The organism is Aeromicrobium sp. REDSEA-S32_B7 (assembly GCF_001626145.1).
GTDB classification, from domain to species: Bacteria; Actinomycetota; Actinomycetes; order Propionibacteriales; family Nocardioidaceae; genus Aeromicrobium; species Aeromicrobium erythreum.
On record NZ_LUNF01000302.1, the window covers coordinates 1 to 3,924 of the forward strand.

Consider the following 3,924-nt stretch of genomic DNA (forward strand, 5'->3'; position numbering starts at 1 on the left):
TGCCCCGCCTGCGCACCCCCGGCCTCGGTGACCAGCCGCGCCCGGTCTGGCAGCTGACCACCGCACCCCAGGGCTACGAGGGGGAGGGCTTCCCGGTGCGCCGGGCCTTCGCCGGCCTCGACCTGCGCGCCCTGGACCCGTTCATCATGATGGACCAGATGGGTGAGGTGGAGTACGCGCCCGGCGAGCCCAAGGGCACCTCCTGGCACCCGCACCGTGGCTTCGAGACCGTCACCTACATCATCGACGGCACCTTCGACCACCAGGACTCCCACGGCGGCGGCGGGACCATCACCAACGGGGACACCCAGTGGATGACCGCGGGCAGCGGCCTGCTGCACATCGAGGCCCCGCCGGAGTGGATGGTTACCCAGGGCGGTCTCTTCCACGGCATCCAGCTGTGGGTGAACCTCCCGCGCGACGCCAAGATGAGCGCCCCGAAGTACCAGGACATCCGATCCGGCGAGGTCCAGCTGCTCAGCACCCCCGACGCGGGCGCGCTGGTCCGCGTCATCGCGGGCTCGGTCGACGGTCACGCGGGGCCGGGGTCGACGTACACCCCGATGACGCTGGTGCACGCCACCCTCGAGCCCGGCGCGCGGCTCGAGCTGCCCTGGGAGGTCGAGCACAACGCGCTGGTCTACGTGCTCAACGGCCAGGGCGCCGTAGGCACCGACGGACGCCCGATCCGCACCGGCCAGGCGGCCGCGATGGGCGCCGGTGACTACCTCACGCTGGCCGCCGACGGCACGCAGGAGAGCCGCAGCCCCCGGATGGACGTGATCATCGTGGGCGGGCAGCCGATCCGCGAGCCGCTGGCGTGGGCCGGGCCGTTCGTGATGAACACCAAGGCCGAGGTGCTCGAGGCCTACCAGGACTTCCAGCGCGGCTCGTTCGGGCAGATCCCCGGCTGAGCCCGGCCCGACCGCAGGCGCGTCACAGCTCCTTGCGGAAGAACGCCTCGGCGTAGGGGTTGTCGTTGTAGCGCTCGACCTCGCGGTAGCCCGCGGCGGCGTACATCGACAGCGCCTCGCCGAGCGTGCGGTTCGTGTCCAGCACGACCGTGCGGTGCCCGAGCTCGACGGCGAGGTCCTCCAGGGCGGTGAGCATCCGTCGCCCGAGCCCCAGGCCGCGGTACGCCGGGTCGACCCACATCCGCTTGACCTCGGCGGCTCCCTCGGGGCTCGCGACCGCGCGGACGCCGCCCACCGCGGCGGGTGCGCCGTCGGCCGTCGCGAGCAGGTAGTGCCCTCCGGGATCGACGAGGTCGTCGGGACCGGAGACGGCGAACCCTCCCGGGAAGCGCTCGTCGAGCTCGGCGACGTAGCGGCCCACCAGGGCCAGGACCTGCGGGTCCTGCGACGTCCGCCGCTCGAGGCGCACCTCGGGCGCGGGGGACCGGTCGGCTGCTGCCATGGGGCGACCCTAGCGAGCCCCGCGGACGGGGGAGGGGCTGCGGAGACACGGCGCAGATGCGACGAGCCCCTGACCAGGAGGTCAGGGGCTCGTGCTCGTGGGGTGAGCGACGGGGCTTGAACCCGCGACCCTCGCGACCACAACGCGATGCTCTACCAGCTGAGCTACGCCCACCACGGACCCGGCGGAGCCGGACCGGGGACGAGTGTAGGGGACTAGGACGCGGGCGCCGAATCCGAGGCCGCGCCCTGCGCTGCGGGGGTCTCACCGGTCAGTCCCGTGAGGGATCCGCCGTGCCGACCGGCGATCTCGCGGGCGGTGTCGGAGTCGGGGCCGGGCTGCGGCACGAAGACCGCCTCGCGGTAGTAGCGCAGCTCCTCGATGCTCTCCTGGATGTCGGCCAGGGCGCGGTGGTTGCCCCGCTTCTCGGGAGCGGCGTAGTAGGCCCGGGGGAACCAGCGGCGCGAGAGCTCCTTGATCGAGGAGACGTCGACGATCCGGTAGTGCAGGAACCCCTCGAGCGTGGCCATGTCGCGGGCCAGGAAGGCCCGGTCGGTGGCGACGGTGTTGCCGGCCAGCGGCGGGCGGCTGCCGTCGGGGCAGTGGGTGCGGATGTAGTCGAGCACCTGCCGCTCGGCGGCGGCCATGTCGACGCCGTCGGCGAGCTCCTCGAGCAGCCCGGACTTCTCGTGCATCTCCCGCACGAACGGCACCATCTGCTCCAGGGCGGCGTCCGGCGGCTTGATGATGACGTCCACGCCGTCACCGAGCACGTTCAGCTCGAAGTCGGTGACCAGTGCCGCGACCTCGATCAGGGCGTCGGCCCCGAGGTCCAGGCCGGTCATCTCGCAGTCGATCCACACGAGTCGGTCCGTCATGGATCGACACCCTACGCGTCGGCCGCGGCGGGGGCTCCGGCCGCACCAGCGGCCTCTCAGCCGCCCCTCAGACCGTCCCCCTAGGCTCGGTGGCGTGGAGGGACGTGTCGTGGGCTGGCTGGTGCTGGTCACCAGGCTCGTCGTCGGCGGCGTCTGGATCGTCGCCGGGGCCCTGAAGATCCCTGACCCCGCGTCGAGCGTGCAGGCCGTGCGCGCCTACCGGCTGCTGCCCGAGGCGATCTGCTGACGCGCACGATGGCGGTGGCATCGGCGGTCCTGTTCGTCGCCTTCATCATCGGGATCGCGAGCGCCTGGGCGCGCGGGCTGACCATCGACTGCGGGTGCTTCGGAGGTGGGGGCTACGACCCCGACGCCGCCGAGAAGTACCCCTGGGAGATCGCCCGCGACGTCGCCCTGCTGGCAGGGTCGCTGTTCGTGGCGACCGTCGGCCACCGGGGCAGGTGGGCCCTGGACCACGTGCTGTTCCGTCGTACGCCGCTGGAGAGCTGAGGAGAACCATGTCGAAGAAGAACCGTGCCGAGGACCGCGCGGCCCGTGCCGCCGAGGCCCGCGCCGCCCAGCAGCGTGCCGAGCGGCGCCGCACGATCCGGATGGCCACGATCGTGGCCGCCGGCATGGCGCTGGTCGTCCTGGCCGGGTTCCTCCTCACCCGGGCCCTCGACACCAGCACCGACGTCTCGGCGGCCCCCGCGGGTGCCAGCGAGCACGGCGTGACGGTCGGCGACTCCGACGCCCCGCACACGGTGGTCGTCTACGAGGACTTCCTCTGCCCGTTCTGCGGCGAGCTCGAGGCCGCGACCCGCGACGACTTCGAGCGCCTCGCCGAGGAGGGCGAGCTGCTGGTGGAGTACCGCCCCTTCAACTGCTCGACCTCGCGGTCGAGGCGGGTGCCGAGGAGGACGCGGTCTCCGAGGGCATCCTCGAGGTGACCATGCGCGACTGGGTCGACGACGCCACGGCTGCCGCGATCCAGGCCGGTGTGCAGGGCACCCCGACGGTGATCCTCGACGGCGAGGTCGTCCAGGGCCAGCCGCAGGACATCCTCGACGCCGTGCTCGAGGCGACGGCCTGATCCGCGTGCCCGTCGACCCCGCCTTCATCGCCGGCCTGCCGAAGGCCGAGCTGCACGTCCACCACGTCGGCTCGGCCTCCCCGCGCATCGTCTCCGAGCTCGCTCGGCGCCACCCCGGCACCGTGCCGGACGACCCCGAGGAGCTGCGCCGCTTCTTCGAGTTCCGCGACTTCGCGCACTTCATCGAGGTCTACCTCGCCGTCGTCGACCTGGTGCGCACCCCCGAGGACGTGCGGGTGCTGACCTACGAGGTGGCCCGCGAGATGGCGACCGAGCAGTCGCTGCGCTACGCCGAGCTCACCTGCACCCCCTACACCTCCGTGCGCCCCCACGAGGACGGCGTCGGGATGCCGATCGAGGCCTACACCGAGGCCCTGGAGGACGCCCGGGTCGCCGCCGAGCGCGACTTCGGGCTGGTGCTGCGCTGGATCTACGACATCCCCGGGGAGTCCGGCATCCCCGCGGCCGACGCCACGCTCGACTTCGCCCTGCGCCACGCCGGGGACGGGCTGATCGGCTTCGGCCTCGGCGGCCCCG

Annotated in this window: 6 protein-coding genes, 1 tRNA gene and 1 pseudogene; 5 read left to right on the plus strand and 3 right to left on the minus strand. The window is 72.8% G+C overall.

All coding sequences use genetic code 11. The features are described from left to right. Positions 1-8: 8 nt before the first annotated feature. A complete protein-coding gene (locus A6Q79_RS17460) occupies positions 9-914 on the plus strand; it encodes a pirin family protein (RefSeq protein ID WP_317698869.1) in 906 nt (301 codons plus the stop codon). Between the two features lie 22 nt (positions 915-936). Here A6Q79_RS17460 and A6Q79_RS17465 read toward each other — a convergent pair whose 3' ends face one another. The 3 genes from A6Q79_RS17465 to orn all read right to left on the minus strand — a co-directional run bounded on the left by A6Q79_RS17465 (position 937) and on the right by orn (position 2,294). Continuing rightward, positions 937-1,416 (minus strand): GNAT family N-acetyltransferase, encoded by a 480-nt coding sequence (locus tag A6Q79_RS17465; protein ID WP_317698865.1) that lies wholly within the window; start codon positions 1,414-1,416, stop codon positions 937-939. Between the two features lie 98 nt (positions 1,417-1,514). Next, positions 1,515-1,590 (minus strand) — tRNA-His (locus A6Q79_RS17470). A gap of 41 nt (positions 1,591-1,631) precedes the next feature. Further along, positions 1,632-2,294, minus strand: coding sequence for an oligoribonuclease (gene orn, locus A6Q79_RS17475; protein WP_317698866.1), 663 nt, complete (start codon positions 2,292-2,294; stop codon positions 1,632-1,634). 94 nt (positions 2,295-2,388) lie between these two features. On the opposite strand from orn, the gene A6Q79_RS17480 reads away from it, so the two are divergent. The 4 genes and pseudogenes from A6Q79_RS17480 to A6Q79_RS17495 form a co-directional block, all read left to right on the plus strand. After that, positions 2,389-2,541: a MauE/DoxX family redox-associated membrane protein gene (locus A6Q79_RS17480; RefSeq protein WP_317698867.1), complete on the plus strand. Its 153-nt coding sequence runs from the start codon at positions 2,389-2,391 to the stop codon at positions 2,539-2,541. A 14-nt stretch (positions 2,542-2,555) separates the two neighbouring features. Beyond that, positions 2,556-2,804: a MauE/DoxX family redox-associated membrane protein gene (locus tag A6Q79_RS17485; RefSeq protein ID WP_317698868.1), complete on the plus strand. Its 249-nt coding sequence runs from the start codon at positions 2,556-2,558 to the stop codon at positions 2,802-2,804. Positions 2,805-2,929: 125 nt separating this feature from the next. Further along, positions 2,930-3,387: pseudogene (locus A6Q79_RS17490) on the plus strand (DsbA family protein). Positions 3,388-3,392: 5 nt separating this feature from the next. Next, positions 3,393-3,924 (plus strand): adenosine deaminase (locus A6Q79_RS17495; protein ID WP_369038027.1); only part of this gene is annotated, 532 nt, incomplete at its 3' end.